This window comes from Microbacterium capsulatum (assembly GCF_030865425.1).
GTDB lineage: Bacteria > Actinomycetota > Actinomycetes > Actinomycetales > Microbacteriaceae > Microbacterium > Microbacterium capsulatum.
In genome coordinates, this window is sequence record NZ_JAVFCB010000002.1 from 388179 (window position 1) to 409475 (window position 21297).

Here is a 21297-nt window from a genome sequence, read left to right on the forward strand (position 1 = left end):
ATGCTGGTACTCACTCGGCGCGCGAACGAGAGCATCCGGATCGGCGACGACATCACCGTCACGATCCTCGCGGTGACGCCCGGCGGCGTCCGGGTCGGGATCGATGCCCCGCGGGACAGGCGCATCAACCGCATGGAGACCGTGGTCGCCGTCGGCGACGAGAACCAGGATGCCGTGCAGGCGTCCGCCGGCGAGGGCGCGGAGGCCGCACTCCTGAACGCGCTGGGACGGGCCCGCGGAGCCTGACCGCGCGCGAGTTGCCCGTTTCCCGGCGTGTGCGGGGTTACGAACGGCGTCCGGGTCGCGATAGTCGTAGTGGGATGGGGGGATCCCGTTTGACATCTGCCACCTGACGAGGGGACGTACTGTGGCCGCGGACGATCTGAGCATGCAGCTGATGCGCGAGCGCGATCTGCTCGAGCTGCTGCTCTTCAAGCTGGACGAGCAGCAGATGCTCCTCGCGACGGGGCGGACGCGGTGGGTCTCCCGCGCGGCCGATGAGGTGGAGCGCGTCCTGGCGGCCATGCCGGCCGCGGCGCTCGCCCGGGACGCCCTCGTCGTCGCGGTCGCGGAGGCGTGGGGGACGCCCGAGGCCATGACGCTGCGCGAGCTCATCGAGGCGGCACCCACCGAGGCGTGGCGGGAGATCTTCTCGGGTCACCTGCGCGCGATGACGGATCTGGCCGACGAGATCGCCGAGATGAAGAAGGTGAACGAGCAGCGCCTGCGCGCCGCGCTCCGCGTCACCCAGGAGACGATCGCCGGCCTGGGCGTGCCGACGGGGCAGTACGATCCCTCGGGCGGCGTCGTCCGCGGGGGCGGATCCCGGCTCCTCGACACCAGGGCGTGAGGCGGCCGTGTCGACTTTCGAAGGACTCCGCATCGCACAGTCCGGTCTTGCCGCGGCACGCGCCGGCATGACCGTCACCGGTCAGAACATCGCCAACCAGACCACTCCCGGCTACACCCGGCAGCGGACCGAGCAGGAGTCCGTCACCGCGCCGGGTCAGGCAGGGCTGTGGCCCTCCGGGCTCGGCGTCGGGGGCGGTGCGACCGTGACGAGCATCGCCCGCCTCGGCGACGACGTCCTCGACGCCCGTGTGCGGGACGCGCTCGGAACCTCGGGGTTCTGGTCGACGCGGGCCAAGGCCGCGATCCAGGCCGAGTCGGTCATGGCGGAGCCCGGCACGGACGGCCTCGCGGCCAACCTCGACCGGTTCTGGTCGGGCTGGTCGGATCTGGCGAACTCCCCGGACTCGGCGACCGCGCAGATCGTGCTGACGAACGCCGATGTGCTCGTCGGCCAGATCGCGACCGGATACCGGACGATCGCCGGGCAGTGGGCGGACCTGCGCGGCCAGGTCGACCGGCAGGTCGCCGACGTCAACGGCGTGGCCGGCCAGGTCGCCGCTCTCAACGGGCAGATCCGCGACGCGGTGGCGTCCGGCAGGAACGCGAACGAGCTGATCGACCGGCGCAGCGTCCTCGCGCAGCAGCTCTCGACGGCCGTCGGAGCGACGGCGCGGGTCGAGACGGACGGCACGCTCACGGTGCGCGTCGACGGGAACGCGCTCGTCTCCGGCGACTCGAGTCGCGCGCTCGTCGCGTCCGGTCCGCACGACATCGCCGAGGGCGCACGGATGGGGATCGCCTGGGCCGACCGTCCGGACGTCCCGGTGACGATCGCCGGCGGTGTGCTCGGCGGGCTGATCGGCGCACTCGCCCCCGCCGCCGACGGCGGGTCGCTCGCCGGCGTCGCGCGGGCGTACGACGACACCGCGACCGCCCTCGCCGACGCGGTCAACCGGATCCACCGATCGGGCACGACGCCGGGCGGAGCGCCCGGCGGGGACTTCTTCTCCGTCGACGCGACGGGGCCCGCGGCCCTCGGCCTGCGGGTGGTGCCGACCGGCCTGTCCGAGCTGGCGCTGGCCTCTCCCGGGGCCGGACCGAAGGACACCGCGGTCGCCGATCGGATCGGTGCCCTGGGCGCATCCCCGACCGGACCGAGCGCGACCTGGTCGCGCTTCGTGACCGGGTTCGCCGTCTCCGTCGCCGGCGACCGGCAGCGGGCGGACATCGCCGACACGGGCGCCATCGCCGCCGTGTCGGGGCAGCAGTCCCACGCCTCGGTGGACGGCGACGAGGAGACCATCAGCCTGCTCACCTACCAGACCGCCTACCAGGCCGCCGCCCGCGCGCTCACCGCCGTGGACGAGGCGCTGGACGTCCTGATCAACCGCACCGGCCTCGTCGGCCGCTGACCGCCCGGAGCCCGCCATGATCGGACGCATCACGAGCAGCACCCTCACGCAGCAGACGCTGCGCACCCTGCAGGCGAACCTGGCCGAGCGGGACCGTCTGCAGAACCAGGCGACCTCGCAGCGCGCCTTCCGCTCGCCGAGCGAGGATCCCGCCGCCGCGGCCACCGCGCTCGGCCTGCACGGGGAGCAGACCCGCGCCGCCCAATACGCCCGCAACATCGGCGACGGCACGGCCTGGGCGACCACGGTCGACACGGCGCTCGGTGCGAGCGTCGACCTGCTCAACCGGGCGCGCGATCTCACCGTGCAAGGCGCCAACTCCGGGGCGCTCAGCGCCACCGCGCGCGGATCCATCGCCGCGGAGCTGGAGAGCATCCGCGACGAGATGCTCGCCCAGGCCAACACGACGGTCCTCGGGCGCAGCGTGTTCGCCGGGACGAGTGACGCCGGCCGCGCCTTCGACCCGGGCACGTTCGCCTTCACCGGCACCGGCGCAGACGGCGTGCAGCGCCGTATCAGCGACGACGAGACCGTGCGCGTGGACGCCGACGGCTCCCAGGTGTTCGGGCAGGGCAAGGACAGCGTCTTCGCCCTCCTCGGCGACGTCGCCGCCGAGCTGCGCAGCGGGACGGAGGTCGGCGCCCGGCTCGGCGACATCGACGCCCGGCTGTCGGCCATGGTCGCCGCGCGCGGGTCGATCGGCGCCCGCCAGGCGCAGCTGGAACGCGCCTCCTCGCACAACGTCGCCGTGTCGACCGACCTGGAGGCCCGCCGGGCCGAGGTCGAGAACGTCGACAGCGTCGAGGTCCTGGTGCGGCTCCAGTCCGCTCAGCTCGTCTACCAGTCCGCCCTGCAGGTCACCGCGAAGAGCCTGCAGACCAACCTCCTGGAGTTCCTGCGATGACCGCGACCGCGCCCGAGGCGACCGTCGTCGACGTCGAGTTCGCCTCGTCGCCGCCGGGGCTGGCCCCGCACACGACCTTCCTGCTCGAACGGATCCCGCAGGCGGAGGGGCTGTACGCGCTGCGGGCGGCCGGCGCCCCGGTGCGCTTGTTCCTGCTGGATCCGCTCCTGATCGAGGGCGTCGTGTACGCGCCGAGGCTCTCGGCGGCGGCCCTGGCCGAGATCGGCGCCGCGGACGACGGGGAGGCGCTGCTGTTCGTCGTGGCGAACCCCTCCGAGGAGGGCGTGCACGTCAACCTCCGGGCACCCGTGGTCATCCACCGGGAGACCGGTCGGGCCGTGCAGATGATCCTCGAGGATCAGGACCAGCCGATCCGGATGCTGCTCGGTGCGACGCCTTCCTCGGCGGGGTGAGGGGACGCAGGTAAAGGAGCCGAAACGCGCGTTCGCCACCTTTATCAAGGAAGAGGGGCTATCCTCTGACGAACACCGGCGGGGCGCAGCCGTGCTCTCGTCGGATGAGACCGACGCGCTTCGGTTGCTCGGTCGATGAATGGGGTATCGACAGACGTGCCGCCCAAGGGCGGGTGGGCACCTTGGGACGGTGGGATGATGAGCGCAGAGCTCGAACGGGGACGTGTCAGCAAGAGGGAGTTCGTGCAGCGCTTCGCGCGGCGGGGGAACCTGCCGCTGGCCGTGGCTCAGCAGGCGTACGACTCGATGATCGAAGAACTCCTCGATCTGGTCGGGAAGGGCAACCGGGTCACCCTCACGGGGTTCGGCAAGTTCTACCCGCAGGAGCACAAGGGCCACCGCGTGCGGTTCGGCGAGGGCGACGGCGACGGCGAGATCGGGGACTACACGGTCCTCAAGTTCTCGGCGACGCGCGCCGTGAACCGGAGCGTGCAGGCCTCCGACGGCTGATCCGGCCTGCGCTCAGCGCAGGTCCTTCTTCCAGGCGCCCTCGTACGCGATCGCCTCGAAGCCGATCGTCTCGTTGATGCTCAGCATGGGCCGGTTCTCTTCGGCGTTGTAGGTGATGATCCGGTCCGAGAGCGGGAACCGGTCGCGCCAGTTCAGCATCCCCGCCGTCTTCACGAGCAGGCCGAGGCGGTGCCCGCGGTGTGCGGAGAGCACGAGCGTGTCGTTCTGCAGGGTGACGCTGTCGGCCGGCCCCCTCCTGCCCAGCTCGTTGAACGCGCAGAGCTCGCCGGTGGCGAGGTGCTCCGCGGCGGTGACCTGGAGGTCGAAGCCCATGTCCGCCCAGCGCCGGTCGTGCCGGGCGACGCGGCCGGCGTCCCAGACCTCCTCGGGGGTGTCCAGACCGGCGCTCGGCGCGTCCGTCGACATGCGCGACTTCATCCAGGCGTATCCGGGAACGTACCGTGGCGGCGTCGGCAGCATCCAGCCCACCACGCGGTAGTCCGCGGAGTGCGCCTCGGCATCCGCGCGGAGCGCCGTCAGGCGGTCGACGGATCCGGGGGTCCAGGTGTACTCGCTGATGCGGTACACCTGCTCGAGCGAGTGGCCGCTCGCCAGCAGGAACCGCGCGACACGGTCGTGCGGGACCCCGCCGAACCCCGTCGGCGCGGGCAGCATCTCGGCGTCGCCCGCCGGCTGCTCGGCCCAGGTCTGCAGCTCCCGCACGCCGTCGGCGCGGGCGAGCTCGTCGATGTGCGCGGCCGCGGCGGATCCGATGCCGCGGCCCTGCACCTCGCGGTACAGGCTGACGTGCCACTCGGCGGTGGTGCCGTCGCCGTCGAGCGCGACGTTCAGATGGGCGACGCCGACCATGCGCCCGTCGAGCTCCACGCTCCACGCGCGACGGCGCATGTCCGCATCCGAGGCGAGCAGGGTCCTCACGCCGTCCGCGTCGAGGTGGTCGTCGTCACGTCCCGTGGTCTCAGTGAGGCAGCGGTTGCGCGCGTCGGCGTAGGCCCGCATCCGGGCCGCGTCGGCGGGCAGGACCAGCGGGTGCAGGGTCGCGCCGGCGGGCAGCGGTATGCGGGTTTCTGACGTCATCATCTGTCTCTCCGTCTTATCGCAGCGAGGCGCTGCGGACTGCTACTTTTGGCTATCCTCCGGCTGCTCGCCGGGGGCCCGGGTCGATGACCCACTGATCGGAGGAGATCCCGTTGACCACAGACACCGCCCCGGTGCCCGACGACGACGTCGCGCCGGAACAGGGCACCCCGCATTCGTCGTTCTCGCCTGCGACGGGCATGGTCGTGCCCGACATCGCCGCGGGGACCGGCTCGGGCCCTTCTCCCGCGCCCGTCGGCAGCTCGTCGGCCGGTGTGCACGATGCGATCGTCCCCGAGATCCGGCAGACGATCCCGCCGGCCGCGTCCGCCGCTCCGGCATCGCTCCGCCCGGCGGAGAACGTCGCACGCGGGCTGCTCTTCTCGCTTCCGGTCATCCCGGTCGGCGTGATCCTCTGGGTCGTGATCTGGCAGCTCGGCTTCATCTCCTCGTTCGTCGCGTTCCTGGTGGTCTGGGGAGCCGCCTTCCTGTACCGCAAGGGGTCGGGCGGCCGAGTGAGCATGGCGGGCCTCGCGGTGATCGTCGGCGTCACGCTGCTCGCTCTGCTGCTCGCGTTCTTCGGAGGTCTGGCGGCGGATCTCGCGGCTTTCCTCAAACTGCCGCTGCTCTCGGCGCTCGGGAATGCGGAATTCTGGGACACGTTCTTCCTGAACGTCTTCGACAATCCCGACATGTGGTCCGGCTACGGGTCGAGCATCGCGTTCTCGCTGCTCTTCGTCGCGCTCGGGACGTTCAGCGTGTTCCGCTCCGTCTCGAAAGAGGCGCGCGCGAGCCAGGCGTGAGGCCGACGGCCCCGCGTCCGCCCGTGCGGGGAGCACGGGCGGACGCTGGGTCGCGCCGGCAGACAGCGGGATCGTCGTGTCGTCCATGTCGGGCGCCGATCAGAGCAGGGGCCGGAGGGCCGAGTGCTGGATCCGCTGCGCCTCGTGCTCGGCGAGCACGTGGGCGGCGGTCTCGGCGCGCTGTGCGCGCTCGACGGTGCGCTCGGCGGAGCCTGCCCGCACGATCAGATGCAGGGCGACACGGAGGGCCAGGCGCTCGGTGAGCGACAGGCGACGGAGCTCCTCCTCGCGGGGGAGTTGGAGGGACAGGTGCTTCGACTCGGTGGAGTGCGAAGCGTGCAATGCGGTGTTCACGGTGATTCGCTTTCGTTGGTCGTGCCGGAAAGGCGGTTTCGGTCCACGACGCGGTCGCCCGGATGGGACGCCGCGGCGCGTCACGGGTGTGGGGATTCGGATCCGGATCTCAGGGGATCGGATCGTGCAGGCGATCGGCCGATCGACGCCGAAGGGCGGATCGGATCGCGGACGCTCGAAGCGTCGGGCCGGCCTCAGGCCGGGGCGAGGGGGAGTGCGTGCGGTCTACGCGGCGAGAACCACGAAGACGCCGGCGGAAGTCGCCGAGTACGCAGCGGACCCACGGAACGGGGTGACATCAGCGCGAGTCATCATTTTCGGCAACCTCCTCTCTCGGCTCGGAGTTGTCACGCTAGCCCAGGCTCATAGGAGACGTCAAGGTGTCACTCAGAAATCCCTGGACTCCGGGCGTTTCCCCCAGGGAGGGCCGGACGGGCGCGATAGCGTAGACGCCGTGAATTCAGTCGGACGTCGGGCGTGCCCATGCACCTGAAGAGCCTGACCCTCAAGGGGTTCAAGTCCTTCGCGCAGCCGACGACGTTCGCCTTCGAACCCGGCGTGACGTGCATCGTCGGCCCGAACGGATCCGGCAAGTCGAACGTCGTCGACGCGCTCGCCTGGGTCATGGGGGAGCAGGGCGCGAAGACCCTCCGCGGCGGCAAGATGGAGGACGTCATCTTCGCCGGCACCTCGACCCGCGGGCCCCTCGGCCGCGCCGAGGTGCAGCTCACGATCGACAACAGCGACGGCGCCCTGCCGATCGAGTACGCCGAGGTGACCATCAGCCGCACGCTGTTCCGCAACGGCTCGAGCGAGTACGCGATCAACGGCGAGGGCTGCCGCCTGCTCGACGTGCAGGAGCTGCTCAGCGACTCGGGCCTCGGCCGCGAGATGCACGTCATCGTCGGCCAGGGGCGCCTCGACACGGTGCTGCAGGCCTCGCCCGAGGACCGCCGCGGCTTCATCGAGGAGGCGGCGGGGATCCTCAAGCACCGGCGGCGCAAGGAGAAGACGCTCCGCAAGCTCGACGCCATGGAGACCAATCTGACGCGCCTCAGCGACCTGGCGGGGGAGATCCGACGGCAGCTGAAGCCGCTCGGGCGTCAGGCCGAGATCGCGCGCGAGGCGCAGACGATCGCCGCAGTGGTGCGCGACGCCAAGGCGCGGATCTTCGCCGACGACGTCGTCGCGCTCCGCTCCGCCCTCGCCGACCACACCCGCAACGAGCACGAGCGGCACGCCGAGCGGGTCGTGCTGAGCGAGCAGGCGGATCGGATCCGCGCCGACATCACCCGGCTGGAGAGCACGCAGAACTCCGCCGCCGTAGATGAGGCGCGTCGCGTCGCGTTCGGGCTCGAGCAGGTGCAGGAGCGCATGCGCGGCCTGTTCACGCTCGCCAACCAGCGGCTCGCCCTGCTCGGCACCGACGAGGACGACGCCGCCGTGACCGCGGTGACCGTCACCCAGGCGACGATCGACGAGGCGAAGGACGAGGTCGAGGAGATCTCCTCCGGGATCGGCCGCGCCCAGGACGCCGCGCAGGAGGCGACGCGCGAGGTCGGGCACGCGCGGGCGGAGCTGGACGCGCTCGACGTCGACATCGCCGAGCAGAGCGCGCTCGTCTCCGAGCACGACATGCGCCTGACGACTCTGCGCGGACAGGCCGAGGCGGCCGCATCGGCTCTCGCCGCGGTGCGCGGCGCGGTGCTGCGCCAGGAGAACGCCCTCGAGGCGGCGAACGAGCGCCGCCGCCACGCCGCGGAGGCCCGCGAGCGGATCGAGGAGGGCGAGGCCCCCGAGGGCACCGCCGCTGAGCACGCCGAGGCGTACGAACGCGCGCAGGCGCGGGTCGTCGCCGCGGAGGCCGAGCTCGAGGGACTGCGCGAACGGCTGCACGCCGCCGAGCGCGAGGCCGAGGCGCTCACCGCGAAGGCCGCCGCGCTGGGCAGTGCGATCGCCGTCACCGGCGGCGCCGCCGAGATCGTCAAGGAAGGCCGTCCCGGCGTGCGCGGTCTCGTCGGGGACGCGGTGCAGGTCAAGCCCGGCTTCGAGGCGGCGATCGCCGCCGTGCTCGGCCCGCTCGCGGAGGGCGTCCTCGTCGACGACGCCGAGGCCGCCTTCGCGCTCGCGTCCACGACGGACGACGTCGGGGCGTTCGACATCGTCATCGCCGCGGGATCCGCCGCGGCCGTCGCCGACGCGGGGATCCCCGGGGCCACCCCGGCCTCGAGCGTCGTGACGGCACCTGCCGGCGTGCTCGGCGTGCTCGCCCACGTGCTCGTCGTCGACGACCTGGCCGCGGCGCGGTCCGCGCACGCGGCGGCGGCCGCCGTGTCCGGGCTGCCGCTGACGATCGTCACCCGGGACGGCGACGTGCTCACGGCGCACACTCTGCACACCGGATCCGGCGGGGAGCGCTCCCGGCTCGAACTCGTCGCCGAGCGCGACGCCGCCGTCGACCGGCTGAGCGAAGTCCGGGTCGTCGTCGACTCGCTGCGCGAGGCCCGCGAGGACGGCACGGAGACACTCGAGATCGCGCGACGCACGTCGCGCGACGCCCTGCGCACCCTCCGCGAGCACGACGCCGCGTTGGCCGCGCACACCGAGCAGGTCAACCGCGTCACCGTGCAGCACGAATCCGCGGTCGCCGAGTGCGAGCGGCTCGAGTCCGGGCTCGCGCAGGCGCAGTCCACGGTCGCGGACGCCGAGGCCAAGGCCGAATCCGCGAAGAGCACCCTGGCGCAGGCCGAGGCCAAACCGCGCCCGATCCTCGACGCCTCCGCGCGGGACGGGCTGCTCGAGGCGTTGGAGGCCGCCCGCGAGGCCGAGCTCGAGGCCCGGCTCGGGATCGAGACGCTCCGCGAGCGGGTGCGCGCGGCGCAGACCCGCGTGGCCTCGCTCGAACGGCAGCGCGAGCGCGAACGCGAGGCCGCCGCGGAGGCCGCCCGGCGCGCCGTGATCCGCCGCGCCCAGCGCGAGACCGCGTCCGGCGTCGCCGCGGAGCTCCCGCGGATCCTCGACTCGATCGACCGCTCGGTCTCCGAGGCCCGGCTCGCCCTCGGGGCGGCGGAGGCCGCGCGCTCCGCGCAGAACGAGGAGCTCACCCGGCTGCGCGGCCAGGACTCGTCCATCCGCGAGCGGCTCGCCGGGCTCACCGAGAGCGTGCACGGGCTCGAGCTGCAGATCCACGAGAAGAAGCTGCACCTGACCAGCCTGCTCGAGCGGGTGCAGTCCGAGCTCGCGCTCGACGAAGACATCCTCATCGCGGAATACGGTCCGGACCAGCTCGTTCCCCGCGATCCCGGCGACGAGCACGGGGAGGAGACCGAGGAGACCGGGATCGCCTTCGACCGGCGGATCCAGCAGCGCCGGCTGCAGGAGGCGGAGCGCAAGCTCACGCAGCTCGGCCGGGTCAACCCGCTCGCGCTCGAGGAGTTCGCCGCGCTCGAGCAGCGGCACGCGTTCCTCACCGAGCAGCTCGCCGATCTCACCAAGACGCGGCAGGACCTGCTGACGATCATCGCCGAGCTCGACGAGCGGATGCAGACGATCTTCGCCGCCGCGTTCGAGGACACCCGGCAGGCCTTCGGCGAGGTCTTCCCACTGCTGTTCCCCGGCGGTGCGGGCAGCATCTCGCTGACCAACCCCGACGACCTGCTGAACACGGGCATCGAGGTCGCGGTGCGCCCCGTCGGCAAGAAGATCGAACGGCTGTCGCTGCTCTCCGGCGGCGAGCGGTCGCTCGCTGCGGTCGCCCTGCTCGTCGCGATCTTCAAGGCCCGCCCCAGCCCCTTCTACATCCTGGACGAGGTGGAGGCGGCGCTCGACGACGCCAACCTCGGGCGCCTGCTGACGGTGTTCGAGCAGCTCCGCGCGAGCTCGCAGCTGCTCGTGATCACGCACCAGAAGCGGACGATGGAGATCGCGGACGCCCTGTACGGGGTGTCCATGCGCCAGGACGGCGTCTCGGCCGTGGTCGGCCAGCGCGTCGGCGACCGTGCCACGGCGAACGCCTGAGCCGCGCGTCCTCGCGCCGTCGGCGAACACGCCGGGTTCGACCGGTCCGTCCCCGTAGGCTGGACGCATGGCGGAGAAGTCCTGGTCCCTCGGTCGTGCGCTGCGCGGCATGTTCGTCAAGCCCACGATCGACGACGACACCTGGGACGACCTCGAGACGGCGCTGCTCACCGCCGACTTCGGGCCCGACATCACCGAGCGCCTCGTGGACGAGCTGCGCGAGAAGGTCGACCGCTACCGCACGACGGATCCGAAGGATCTGCAGCGGATGCTCCGGGAGACCCTCGAGGAGCACTTCGCGAAGTTCGACACCACGCTCAAGCTCACCGAGCGCCCCGCGGTCGTCCTCGTCGTCGGCGTGAACGGCGTCGGCAAGACCACCACGATCGGCAAGTTCACCAAGTTCCTCCGCGGCTACGAGCGCTCGGTCGTCGTCGGCGCCGCGGACACCTTCCGCGCCGCCGCCGTCGAGCAGCTGGCCACCTGGGCCCAGCGCGCCGGGGCGGCGATCGTCCGCCCGCAGCAGCACGGACAGGATCCGGCGTCCGTCGCGTTCCAGACCATCGAGTACGCGAAGAACCAGGGCACCGAGATCGTCATCATCGACACCGCCGGCCGCCTGCACACCAAGGGCGGGCTCATGGACGAGCTGTCGAAGATCCGCCGGGTCGTCGAGAAGCAGGCGCCGATCAGCGAGGTGCTGCTCGTCCTCGACGCCACGACGGGCCAGAACGGCGTGATCCAGGCCGAGGCGTTCCTCGAGCACGCCGGCGTCACCGGGCTCGTCCTGACCAAGCTGGACGGCTCCGCGAAGGGCGGATTCGTGCTCGCCGTGCAGGAGCGCACCGGCATCCCGGTGAAACTCCTCGGACAGGGCGAGGGCATCGACGACCTCACCGGCTTCACCCCGCACGTGTTCGTGCAGGCCCTCGTCGGCAGCTGATCCGGGACCGATCCGGCACCGTTTCGTAACCGAAGCGCGCCTCGCGCGCAACGGACTACCGCCACGCGCACAAGGCTGGTTTTATAGCGTTATGGCGATCGAACACGACTTCTTCGGATTGCTCTCCTCGGGACCCGACGGATCGATCTTCTGGTCCGAGACCGTGGAGTTCGGCGACCAGGCCCTCACCGTGGACCTGACCGCGCCCGATCAGGAGGACGTGTCCGCGGACTCGCTCGACATCGCCGCCGCCTTCGTGTCCGGCCTCGAGGCGATCGACGCCAAGGCCCGCCGCGGAATGCTCTCCGAGGTCGACGACCGCACCAGCGAGGTGACCGAGTACATCCTGCAGCAGCAGGAGGAGTACGGCGACGAGCTCGTCGACTACCTCGTCGACGTGAGCGGCGACGCCGCCGTCGACATCATCCGGTCGCTGCGACTGATGAGCATGACCCTGCTCGTCGACGAGCACGGCGGCAGCGAGCCCTTCGCGGTGCTGGAGTACGCCCTGGACGCCGAGGGCAACGAGGACGTCCTTCTGGTGAACTTCGGTTCCGACGGCAACGTGCTGTCGGTCATGAGCGCCGACTGAGACACGGACCGGGATCCGTTCCGTTCCCTCCAGGGTCGTTGAGCGAGGACGCCGCAGATGACCGCCGGCCCACGGGGTCGTTGAGCGAGGACGCCGAAGGCGACCGAGACGAAACGCGGCCTCCCGAGGGAACCGCGTTTCGTCTCGCTCCTCGCTGCGCTCGGGGCTCGCTCAACGACCCCGAAAGTGCGGGCCTAGACGGCCTGGGCGAAGCCCAGATTCGCGCTCTCGGCGATGTGCGCGAGGTGCGGCGGGATCTCCCGGCCCTTCGAGATCACGGGGTCGTTGAGCGAGGACGCCGCAGGTGACCGCCTGTCCACGGGGTCGTTGCGCGAGGACGCCGAAGGCGACCGAGACGAAACGCGGCCTCCCGAGGGGAACCGCGTTTCGTCTCGCTCCCCGCTGCACTCGGGGCTCGCTCGACGACCCCGAAAGGGCGGGGCTAGACGGCCTGGGCGAAGCCCAGATTCGCGCTCTCGGCGATGTGCGCGAGGTGCGGCGGGATCTCCCGGCCCTTCGAGATCATCGACTGGGCCCACAGGCGGCCGGCGCGGTACGAGGAGCGTACGAGCGGGCCCGCGAGCACGCCGAGGAAGCCGATCCGCTCCGCCTCCTCCTTGAAGGCGACGAACTCGTCGGGCTTGACCCAGCGCGACACCGGCAGGTGCCGGGGCGTGGGGCGCAGGTACTGCGTGATCGTGATGATGTCGCAGCCGGCGTCGTGCAGGTCCTGCAGCGCCTGGATGACCTCCTCCGGCTCCTCGCCCATGCCGAGGATGAGGTTCGACTTGGTGATCAGGCCGGCCTCGTGGCCCTGCGTGATCACGTTCAGCGAGCGCTCGTACTTGAAGGCGGGGCGGATCCGCTTGAAGATGCGCGGCACGGTCTCGACGTTGTGCGCGAACACCTCGGGGCGGGCGTCGAAGATCTGGCCGAGGAAGTCCGGGTCGGCGTTGTGCTCGTTCGCGAGCAGCTCCACGCCGGTGTTCGGGTTCAGCTCGTGGATCTTGCGCACGGTCTCGGCGTTCAGCCAGGCGCCGGTGTCGGGCAGGTCGTCGCGGGCGACGCTCGTGACCGTCGCGTAGCGCAGGCCCATCTGCTGCACGCTCTCGGCGACGCGACGGGGCTCGTCGGTGTCGTAGGCGTCGGGCTTGCCGGTGTCGATCTGGCAGAAGTCGCAGCGACGGGTGCACTGCGAGCCGCCGATGAGGAACGTGGCCTCCTTGTCCTCCCAGCACTCGAAGATGTTCGGGCAGCCGGCCTCCTGGCACACCGTGTGCAGACCCTCGTCCTTGACCAGCGAGTGCAGGGCCTTGTACTCCGGGCCCATCTTCGCCTTGGTCTTGATCCACTCCGGCTTGCGCTCGATCGGGGTCTCCGCGTTGCGGATCTCCAGACGCAGCAGCTTGCGTCCCTCGGGTGCGGCGCTCACGCGGCCACCTCCGTCGCGTACTCGGCCGTGAACGCGTCGGCGACCTGGTCGACGAGGTCGGCGGGGGAGACGTCGCGGCCGAGGATCTCGCTCACGGTCGTGACCCCGGCGTCGGTGATGCCGCATGGGATGATCCCGCGGAAGCCCGCGAGCGTGTTGTCGCAGTTGAGCGCGAAGCCGTGCATGGTGACGCCTTGCTGCACCCGTACGCCGATCGCGGCGACCTTGTCCTCGCTGAGCGGACGGCGCACCCACACGCCGCTGCGGCCGTCGACGCGGTAGCCGTCGACGCCGAGCGGGCGGAGCAGGTCGATCAGCACGCCCTCGAGACGGCGCACGTGCGCGACGACGTCCATGGGTTCGGGCAGCCGGACGATCGGGTAGCCGACGAGCTGGCCCGGGCCGTGCCAGGTGATCTTGCCGCCGCGGTCGACGTCGACCACGGGCGTGCCGTCCTGCGGGCGCTCCTGCGGCTCGGTGCGCTTGCCGGCGGTGTAGACCGCCTCGTGCTCCAGCAGCAGCAGGGTGTCCGGGCGGTCGCCCGCCACGACCTCCGCGTGGATCCGGCGCTGCAGGTCCCAGCCGTCGAGGTACGGGACGTAATCGGGGCCCAGGCCCACCCTCAGGATGTCGAGCATGACCGATCCTTACTGATCGAGTTGTTGAATGCCGTTCAATAATAGGCCGGGATCCGACGGGCGGGTACGGCGCGATACGGTGGCGGGATGACCAGCTCCCCTCGTGGCGTCGGCCGTCCCCGCGTCTCCTCCCGCGAGACCATCGCCGAGGCGGCCTGCGAGCTGTTCCTCGAGCACGGCTACGAGCACACCTCGATCGCCGACATCTCCCGGCGCGCCGGCGTGAGCCGCTCCAGCTTCTTCAACTACTTCTCCTCGAAGAGCGACGTGCTCTGGTCGGGCCTCGACGAGCGGATCGGCACGGCCGTGCGGGTGCTGGCGGAGCCGGGTGCCGGAGCGGATCCCGCTCGTGTCGAGGCGGTGCTCGCCGCGATCCTGCACGGGATCGCCCCCGACCCGCTCGCCCTCGCGTTCAGCAACGCCAGGGCGATGGGCCTGGAGGAGGAGCTGCAGCGCGAGTCCGCGCTCCGCCAGGGGCGCCTCGCCGCCGCGCTGTCCGAGGCGGCACGGGGCGCCGGCGTGGAGCGGATCCGCGCCGACGTGCTGGGCGCCGCATACGCGGTCGCCGTGCTGAGCTCGCTGCGGGTCTGGGCGGAGAGCGGCGCCGGCCACGGCTCGCCCCTGGAGCAGCTGCAGCACGCCCTCCCGCGGATCACCGACCTGCACTGGGGCTGAGCGCGGACGCCGCCGGGACCGCGGGAACTCCGATCCACGGCCTCGGCGGCGTTTCCGCTCCTGCTCAGCGGGCGGGCATGGCCGGATCGGGCAGGTAGACCTCCCCGCCCGAGGCGAGGAACTCCTTGCTCTTCGCCCGCATCCCCTCGTGCATCCGCGCGATCGCCGCCTGGGAGTCCGCGCTCCCGAACTCGTTGCGGATGTCCTGACTGATCCGCATGGAGCAGAACTTCGGGCCGCACATGGAGCAGAAGTGCGCGGTCTTGGCCGGCTCGGCGGGCAGGGTCTCGTCGTGGAAGGCCTCGGCCGTGTGCGGATCCAGCGACAGCCCGAACTGGTCCCGCCAGCGGAACTCGAAGCGCGCCTTCGACAGCGCGTCGTCGCGCTCGTGCGCGCCGGGGTGCTCCTTGGCCAGGTCGGCGGCGTGCGCGGCGATCTTGTACGTGATCACGCCGGTCTTGACGTCGTCCTTGTTCGGCAGGCCGAGGTGCTCCTTGGGGGTCACGTAGCAGAGCATGGCGGTGCCGTAGCGGGCGATCTCGGTGGCGCCGATCGCGGAGGTGATGTGGTCGTAGCCGGGCGCGACATCGGTCACCAGCGGGCCGAGCGTGTAGAACGGGGCGCCGTCGCACAGCTCCTGCTGGCGCTCGATGTTCTCCCGGACCAGGTGGAACGGGATGTGTCCCGGGCCCTCCACCATCACCTGGACGTCGTACGTCCACGCCCGCTTGGTCAGCTCGGCGAGGGTGTCCAGCTCGGCGAACTGGGCCGCGTCGTTCGCGTCCGCCGTCGAACCGGGGCGCAGGCCGTCGCCGAGGGAGAACGCGACGTCGTACTGGGCGAAGATCTCGCACAGCTCGTCGAAGTGCGTGTACAGGAAGTTCTCCTCGTGGTGCGCGAGGCACCAGCCGGCCATGATCGATCCGCCGCGGGAGACGATCCCGGTGACCCGGTCCGCGGTGAGGGGGACGTAGCGCAGCAGCACGCCGGCGTGGATCGTCATGTAGTCGACGCCCTGCTCGCACTGCTCGATCACGGTGTCCCGGAAGATCTCCCAGGTCAGCTTGTCCGCCTCGCCGTTCACCTTCTCCAGGGCCTGGTAGATCGGGACGGTCCCGATCGGGACCGGGGCGTTGCGGATGATCCACTCGCGCGTGGTGTGGATGTCGTCGCCCGTGGACAGGTCCATGACCGTGTCCGCGCCCCAGCGGGTCGCCCACTGCAGCTTGTCGACCTCTTCGGCGATCGAGCTGGTCACGGCGGAGTTGCCGATGTTGGCGTTGATCTTCACCAGGAAAGCCCGGCCGATGATCATCGGCTCCGCCTCCGGGTGGTTGATGTTGCTGGGGATGATCGCGCGGCCGGCCGCGAGCTCGCTGCGCACGAGCTCGACGGGGCAGTTCTCGCGCAGCGCGACGAACCGCATCTCCGGGGTGATCTCGCCGCGGCGCGCGTAGTGCATCTGCGTCACGGTGCGGCCCGCCAGCGCGCGGCGGGGCACGGGCTTCGCGCCCTTCCACTCGGCGGACGCGGCGCCGCGCCGGACGGCGGAACGGCCGTCGTCGAGCAGGTCGCGCTCGCGTCCGCGGTAGCCCTCGGTGTCGCCGCGCGCGCCGATCCACTCGGCACGCAGCGGCGGGAGGCCGACCACCGGGTCGCTGCCGGGACCGGCCGTGCGGTACACCCGCAGCGGCGGGTTCGGCTCGCCGCCCGGCGAGTCGTCCAGCGCGATCTCGGTGACCGGCACGCGGATCCCGTGTTCGGGGTCCTCCGCGTAGGCCAGGGAATGGGTTGCGTACAGGTCGCCCATGGGCTGCTCACTTCCTTCGCCGGCATTACCCGGACAGGTTCGACGGTCGCAGGCCGCGTCAGCCCGATCTCAGCCCTTGCGAGGGCTCCCGTGTGGTCGGTCGGAACCGTAGCACAGTCGCCACGAGGGCGTCGTCCAGGAACAGGACGCAGGGTCGACGTCGCGTAGAATCGGGGGCACCATGGCTACTTTTGGCACCCTCTCCGATCGGCTCACCGAGACCTTCCGCAATCTGCGCACGAAGGGCAAGCTGTCGGCCTCCGACGTCGACGGGACCGTCCGGGAGATCCGGCGCGCCCTGCTCGACGCCGACGTCGCGCTCCCCGTCGTCAAGGACTTCACCGCGAAGGTCCGCGAGCGGGCGCTCGGCGACGAGGTCAACCGCGCGCTGAACCCGGCGCAGCAGGTCGTGCAGATCGTCAACGAGGAGCTCATCGCGATCCTCGGCGGCGAGCAGCGCCGCCTCGAATTCGCGAAGAACCCGCCGACCGTCATCATGCTCGCGGGTCTGCAGGGATCCGGAAAGACGACCTTCGCCGGCAAGCTCGCCCGGCAGCTGCAGGGCGAGGGGCACACGCCGTTGCTCGTCGCCGCCGACCTGCAGCGCCCGAACGCCGTGAACCAGCTCCAGGTCGTCGCCGAGCAGGCGGGCGCCACGATCTACGCGCCCGAGCCCGGCAACGGCGTCGGCGACCCGGTCCGCGTCGCCCGCGACGGCGTCGAGCACGCCCGCCGCCAGCAGCACGACGTCGTCATCATCGACACCGCCGGCCGCCTCGGCGTCGACGCCGAGATGATGAAGCAGGCCGCCGACATCCGCGCCGCGACGAACCCGGACGAGGTCCTCTTCGTCATCGACGCGATGATCGGCCAGGACGCCGTGAACACGGCGAAGGCGTTCCAGGACGGGGTGGACTTCACCGGCGTCGTGCTCTCCAAGCTCGACGGCGACGCCCGCGGCGGCGCGGCGCTGTCCGTCGCGTCGATCACCGGCCGGCCGATCATGTTCGCGTCGACGGGGGAGACCCTCGACGCCCTCGAGCCGTTCCACCCGGACCGCATGGCCAGCCGGATCCTCGACCTCGGCGACATCCTCACCCTCATCGAGCAGGCGCAGCAGGCCTTCGACGAGGCCGAAGCGCTCAAGGTCGCCGAGAAGCTCGCCACCGAGACCTTCACGCTCGAGGACTTCCTCGACCAGATGCAGCAGCTGAAGAAGATGGGCTCGATGAAGAAGATGCTCGGGATGCTCCCGGGCATGGGCCAGATGAAGCAGCAGCTCGAGGACTTCGACGAGCGCGAGATCGACCGCACCGAGGCGATCATCCGCTCGATGACCCCGGGCGAGCGGCGCAACCCGAAGGTGCTCAACGGCTCCCGCCGCCTGCGCATCGCACGCGGATCCGGCATGACCGTGACCGACGTCAACCAGCTCGTGCAGCGCTTCGAGCAGGCCGCGAAGATGATGAAGACCGTCGCGCGCGGCGGCACCCCGAACATCCCCGGAATGGGACCGGTGCCCGGCATGGGCCGCCCCGGCGCGTCGTCGAAGCGCGGCAAGAAGGGGAAGAGCTCGGGGTCCCGCTCGGGCAACCCGGCCAAGCGCGCCGCGGAGAACGCGGGCCTCGCGACCAGCCAGGAGGCCACCGGATCCGGCTTCGGCCTCGGCGGCCGCCCTGCGCCCACCGAGGCGGACATGGCCGAGATCCAGAAGCTCTTCGGCAAGAACTGACGCACGGAACACGGCGGGCCCGGAGGAATCCTCCGGGCCCGCCTCCGTCTGTCCGGGCGGGCAGTGCGGGGGAGGCTGCTGCCCCGCCGAGGATCGAAAAGTCATTACTACTGTGTGACATGCCCGATGGGTGATTTGGTCTCGACGGCGATCGCGCGATGCTCGTGGGGCTCTCAGTGGCTTCAGCGAGCCGTATTCCTGGGCAATTCTGGCCGAATCTGCCCGTTCGGCATGCCGGGCCGTCGCCTCGCCGGGGTCGAAAAGAAGTCTTGACAACTTGTGATCCGCCTCGCTAGGTTGAGAGGACGCTCGAACCCAGCAATGCCGCTGAGAGAAGGAATCGATGACCTCCATCCACATCGACGGACTCGCGATCACGTACGGCGACAACACCGTGATCTCCGACCTCGATCTCACGATCGAGAACGGGGAGTTCTTCACGCTGCTCGGTCCCTCGGGGTGCGGCAAGACGACTCTGCTGCGGTCGATCGCCGGGTTCATCGCGCCGGCGCGCGGACGCATCTCGTTCGGCGACAGGGACGTGACCGGGATCCCCACCCACCGCCGGAACATCGGCATGATGTTCCAGGACTACGCGCTCTTCCCCCACCTGACGGTGAAGGCGAACGTGGCGTACGGGCTGAAGGCGCGGCGCGTACCTCGCCGCGAGGTCCCCGGGCGGGTCGCGGAGGCGCTCGAGCGCGTCGGGATGGCGGGTTTCGCGGACCGTCACCCGGGGGCGCTCTCCGGCGGCCAGCGCCAGCGCGTCGCGCTCGCCCGAGCCCTCGTCATCCGCCCGAGCGTGCTTCTGATGGACGAGCCGCTCTCCGCGCTGGACACGAAGCTCCGGCTGCAGATCCGGGAGTCGATCGCCGACCTGCAGCGCGAGCTCGGGATCACCACGGTCTTCGTCACGCACGATCAGGAGGAGGCCCTTGCTCTCTCCGACCGGATCGCCCTGTTCCGCAGCGGCACGATCGAGCAGCTCGGGTCGCCGACCGAGATCTATCGCTCCCCGGTGTCGAGCTACGCGGCGGACTTCATCGGTGCCGCGAACGTGCTGCCCGTGTCGGTGTCGCAGGACGCCGTCCACGCGACCGGCGAACACGTCGCGGTGATGCTGGGCGGTACGGAGCTGCGCGGCGTGCGGCGCACCGAACTCGCCGCCGGGGAGGCGTTCGCGATCGCTCGGCCCGAGCATCTGCGACTCGCGGTCGAGGGCGGGTCTCACGACGCCACGGTCACTCCGATCGCCGGCGAGGTCATCCGCCAGCAGTACCTCGGCCACCGGCAGCAGCACCGCGTGCGCCTCGCAGACGGCAGCGTGATCGAGACGTCGGAGCCGGCGTCAGCGCCCGGTTTCGCCGGCGGCGACCGGGTCACGGTTCTCTTCCCGGTGCAGAACACCCTGGTGATGGCCTCGTGAGCGCCGTCGACACCGGCACGAAGGCCTATCTGATCCCGCAGGAACGGCGCGGCCTGCGCTTCTCGCCCTGGTCGATCCTCACCGGGCTGGCCCTGCTGCTCGTGCTCGGATTCGTGGTCTGGCCCATCGCGACGGTGCTGATCGGCTCGTTCGCCGGTGGCGGCCTCGGCGGCTGGGCGCAGTTCTTCCGCAGCCGCGATGATCTGCAAGCGGTCGGGAACACGCTGCTGCTCGCGTTCATCGTCACCGCCATCGCGACCGCGATCGGCGTCTTCCTGGCGTACTTCACCGCCCGCTACAGCTTCTGGGTGAAGTCGATCGTCGCGGTGCTGCCGATCACGGCACTCCTCGTCCCCGAGGTGATCGTCGCGCAGGCCTGGCTCATGCTGCTCGGCAACAACGGATTCCTCACCCGACTCGTGCGGCAGGCGTTCGGCGTCACCTTGCCGACGCTCTACGGCTGGACGGGACTCATCCTCATCCTCCCGCTGCTGTACTACACGTACGTCTACCTCGGCACGCTCGCCGCGCTGAAGAGTTTCGACTCGCAGCTGGAGGAGGCGGCGATGAGCCTCGGGTCCTCGCCGCTGTCGGCGCGGCTGAAGGTCATGATCCCCACGATCCTGCCGGCCGTGGCATCGACGTCGATCCTCGTGTTCACCCTGTCGGTCTGCAACTTCGCCACCTCGTCGATCATCGGAGGAGACGTGAAGCTGCTCGCCCCGCTGACCTACCGGGCGTTCCTCGCGGAGACCGGCGGCGACCCGATGATGCAGTCCACGCTCGCGACCGTGTCGATCGGGATCGTCGCGCTCGTGCTCTTCGTGCAGCGGATCACGGTCGGACGGCGCGGCTACGAGATGGTGCAGGGCCGCTCCTGGGTCCCGGTGCGGCTGCGCGGATTCGGCGGCGCGATCCTCGCGATCATCGCGACGATCCTGCTGACGGCCTCGACGCTGCCCATGGTGATGGTCGTCGTGATCGCGTTCACGAAGAGCTTCGGCCCGGTGCTGAGATGGGGCGAGTTCTCCACCGACAACGTCGTCGACGTTCTGAGCAGCGAGCCGCAGCCGATCCTGAACACCGTCGTGTTCGGAGCGGTCGCCTGCCTCATCGGCGTGATCGTGAGCGTCGTCGTGAGCGTCGTGATCGTGAAGAAGAAGAACCTGCTCACCCCGGCTCTGGACTTCCTGATCATGCTGCCGATGGCGCTCTCCGGCACCGTGCTGGGCATCGGCATGATCAACGCGTTCGGCAGCGGACCGCTCGTCCTCTCCGGATCGAGCGCCATCATCGTGCTCGTGCTCGTGATCCGGCGACTGCCGCACGGCGTGCGCAACGCCTCTGCCACGCTTCATTCGATTCCGGACTCGCTCGAGGACGCGTCGGTCAGCCTCGGCGTCCCGCCGTTCCGCTCGTTCCTCAACGTCGTGCTCCCGCTGATGGTGCCCGGGATCGCGGCCGCGGTGGTGCTCACCTGGACGACCATGATCGCCGAGCTCTCCGGCTCCCTGGTGGTGTACTCGGCCGGCAAGGAGACCATCACGATCAAGGTGTTCCAGCTGATCGGCAGCGGCCTCAACGGGGAGGCGGCGGCCTACGGCCTCGTCCTCACCCTTCTCGCGATCGTCCCGATCCTCATCGCCACCAAGGTCTTCAAGATCCCGCTCTTCAACTGATCACCCT

General features: G+C 70.8%; 20 protein-coding genes and 1 riboswitch. Of the genes, 14 read left to right on the forward strand and 6 right to left on the reverse strand.

The window, feature by feature from the left end:
• The 6 genes from RBR11_RS04740 to RBR11_RS04765 all read left to right on the forward strand — a co-directional run bounded on the left by RBR11_RS04740 (window position 1) and on the right by RBR11_RS04765 (window position 4091).
• A complete protein-coding gene (locus RBR11_RS04740) occupies window positions 1–246 on the forward strand; it encodes a carbon storage regulator (protein ID WP_308488150.1) in 246 nt (81 codons plus the stop codon).
• A gap of 121 nt (window positions 247–367) precedes the next feature.
• Entirely contained in the window at window positions 368–850 is a 483-nt protein-coding gene (gene flgN / locus RBR11_RS04745) for a flagellar export chaperone FlgN (protein ID WP_308488151.1), read from the forward strand.
• A 7-nt stretch (window positions 851–857) separates the two neighbouring features.
• Entirely contained in the window at window positions 858–2264 is a 1407-nt protein-coding gene (gene flgK, locus RBR11_RS04750) for a flagellar hook-associated protein FlgK (protein ID WP_308488152.1), read from the forward strand.
• A 16-nt stretch (window positions 2265–2280) separates the two neighbouring features.
• Window positions 2281–3168 (forward strand): flagellar hook-associated protein FlgL, encoded by an 888-nt coding sequence (flgL, locus tag RBR11_RS04755; RefSeq protein ID WP_308488153.1) that lies wholly within the window; start codon window positions 2281–2283, stop codon window positions 3166–3168.
• The gene (fliW, locus tag RBR11_RS04760) at window positions 3165–3581 is read left to right on the forward strand and encodes a flagellar assembly protein FliW (protein WP_308488154.1); all 417 of its coding nucleotides are present in this window, start codon (window positions 3165–3167) and stop codon (window positions 3579–3581) included. The genes flgL and fliW overlap by 4 nt, the downstream gene beginning before the upstream one ends.
• A gap of 198 nt (window positions 3582–3779) precedes the next feature.
• On the forward strand, window positions 3780–4091 hold the full coding sequence (locus RBR11_RS04765; RefSeq protein WP_308488155.1) for an HU family DNA-binding protein: 312 nt from the start codon (window positions 3780–3782) through the stop codon (window positions 4089–4091).
• A gap of 12 nt (window positions 4092–4103) precedes the next feature.
• On the opposite strand, the gene RBR11_RS04770 is transcribed toward RBR11_RS04765, so the two are convergent.
• Window positions 4104–5192 (reverse strand): GNAT family N-acetyltransferase, encoded by a 1089-nt coding sequence (locus RBR11_RS04770; protein WP_308488156.1) that lies wholly within the window; start codon window positions 5190–5192, stop codon window positions 4104–4106.
• Between the two features lie 110 nt (window positions 5193–5302).
• On the opposite strand from RBR11_RS04770, the gene RBR11_RS04775 reads away from it, so the two are divergent.
• Complete coding sequence (locus RBR11_RS04775; RefSeq protein ID WP_308488157.1) at window positions 5303–5992, forward strand: hypothetical protein; 690 nt, start codon at window positions 5303–5305, stop codon at window positions 5990–5992.
• 99 nt (window positions 5993–6091) lie between these two features.
• On the opposite strand, the gene RBR11_RS04780 is transcribed toward RBR11_RS04775, so the two are convergent.
• Complete coding sequence (locus RBR11_RS04780) at window positions 6092–6346, reverse strand: hypothetical protein (protein ID WP_308488158.1); 255 nt, start codon at window positions 6344–6346, stop codon at window positions 6092–6094.
• A 483-nt stretch (window positions 6347–6829) separates the two neighbouring features.
• On the opposite strand from RBR11_RS04780, the gene smc reads away from it, so the two are divergent.
• The 3 genes from smc (at window position 6830) to RBR11_RS04795 (ending at window position 11898) form a co-directional block, all read left to right on the forward strand.
• Complete coding sequence (smc, locus tag RBR11_RS04785; RefSeq protein ID WP_308488303.1) at window positions 6830–10363, forward strand: chromosome segregation protein SMC; 3534 nt, start codon at window positions 6830–6832, stop codon at window positions 10361–10363.
• A gap of 67 nt (window positions 10364–10430) precedes the next feature.
• A complete protein-coding gene (gene ftsY / locus RBR11_RS04790) occupies window positions 10431–11306 on the forward strand; it encodes a signal recognition particle-docking protein FtsY (protein ID WP_308488159.1) in 876 nt (291 codons plus the stop codon).
• Window positions 11307–11397: 91 nt separating this feature from the next.
• On the forward strand, window positions 11398–11898 hold the full coding sequence (locus RBR11_RS04795) for a DUF2004 domain-containing protein (RefSeq protein ID WP_308488160.1): 501 nt from the start codon (window positions 11398–11400) through the stop codon (window positions 11896–11898).
• Between the two features lie 194 nt (window positions 11899–12092).
• Here RBR11_RS04795 and RBR11_RS04800 read toward each other — a convergent pair whose 3' ends face one another.
• From RBR11_RS04800 to lipB, 3 genes are all read right to left on the reverse strand, one after another.
• Window positions 12093–12218, reverse strand: a complete 126-nt coding sequence (locus tag RBR11_RS04800) for a hypothetical protein (RefSeq protein WP_308488161.1) — start codon at window positions 12216–12218, stop codon at window positions 12093–12095.
• Between the two features lie 122 nt (window positions 12219–12340).
• Complete coding sequence (gene lipA / locus RBR11_RS04805; protein WP_308488162.1) at window positions 12341–13330, reverse strand: lipoyl synthase; 990 nt, start codon at window positions 13328–13330, stop codon at window positions 12341–12343.
• Window positions 13327–13968, reverse strand: coding sequence for a lipoyl(octanoyl) transferase LipB (gene lipB / locus RBR11_RS04810; RefSeq protein ID WP_308488163.1), 642 nt, complete (start codon window positions 13966–13968; stop codon window positions 13327–13329). Before lipB ends, lipA begins: the two co-directional genes overlap by 4 nt.
• Before the next feature lie 87 nt (window positions 13969–14055).
• Here lipB and RBR11_RS04815 point away from each other — a divergent pair, with 87 nt between their 5' ends.
• Window positions 14056–14643, forward strand: coding sequence for a TetR/AcrR family transcriptional regulator (locus RBR11_RS04815; RefSeq protein ID WP_308488164.1), 588 nt, complete (start codon window positions 14056–14058; stop codon window positions 14641–14643).
• A 64-nt stretch (window positions 14644–14707) separates the two neighbouring features.
• Here RBR11_RS04815 and thiC read toward each other — a convergent pair whose 3' ends face one another.
• Window positions 14708–16453 carry a phosphomethylpyrimidine synthase ThiC gene (gene thiC / locus RBR11_RS04820; protein ID WP_308488165.1) on the reverse strand — a complete coding sequence of 582 codons (1746 nt, stop codon included), beginning with the start codon at window positions 16451–16453 and terminating at the stop codon, window positions 14708–14710.
• Window positions 16448–16555: riboswitch (TPP riboswitch) on the reverse strand. It overlaps the preceding gene by 6 nt.
• A 79-nt stretch (window positions 16556–16634) precedes the next feature.
• Here thiC and ffh point away from each other — a divergent pair.
• The 3 genes from ffh to RBR11_RS04835 all read left to right on the forward strand — a co-directional run bounded on the left by ffh (window position 16635) and on the right by RBR11_RS04835 (window position 21290).
• Complete coding sequence (gene ffh / locus RBR11_RS04825) at window positions 16635–18185, forward strand: signal recognition particle protein (protein ID WP_308488166.1); 1551 nt, start codon at window positions 16635–16637, stop codon at window positions 18183–18185.
• Window positions 18186–18528: 343 nt separating this feature from the next.
• Complete coding sequence (locus RBR11_RS04830; RefSeq protein WP_308488167.1) at window positions 18529–19611, forward strand: ABC transporter ATP-binding protein; 1083 nt, start codon at window positions 18529–18531, stop codon at window positions 19609–19611.
• Window positions 19608–21290, forward strand: a complete 1683-nt coding sequence (locus tag RBR11_RS04835) for an ABC transporter permease (protein ID WP_308488168.1) — start codon at window positions 19608–19610, stop codon at window positions 21288–21290. The genes RBR11_RS04830 and RBR11_RS04835 overlap by 4 nt, the downstream gene beginning before the upstream one ends.
• Window positions 21291–21297: the final 7 nt, after the last annotated feature.